Below are 256 nucleotides of genomic sequence, written 5' to 3' on the forward strand. Positions count from 1 at the left end.
GGGCATTGTCGCCAAACATCACCTCGACCAAGTCGTGGGCGTAGACCAGGTTGGGGTCGGGGTGACCACCGCCAAAGTCCTCCAGCGGTTCGCCATTGACCACAGTGCCCACTGGAGCATTCAACCGACGCTCAAACAGGGCCTTGGCATAGGGCCCAGTCACCGCGTGCAGCGAATCCATGCAGAAGCGGAACTTGCCGCTAGAAAGCAGCTGCTTGATCTGGCCGAAGTCAAACAGGGTTTCCATCAGCGCCCC

Annotated in this window: 1 pseudogene; it reads right to left on the reverse strand. The window is 60.2% G+C overall.

From position 1 onward, the window contains the following. Nucleotides 1-256: pseudogene (locus FLQ44_RS20180) on the reverse strand (alpha-D-glucose phosphate-specific phosphoglucomutase); the annotation flags it as partial.

The organism is Vogesella mureinivorans, from assembly GCF_007644035.1.
GTDB classification, from domain to species: Bacteria; Pseudomonadota; Gammaproteobacteria; order Burkholderiales; family Chromobacteriaceae; genus Vogesella; species Vogesella mureinivorans.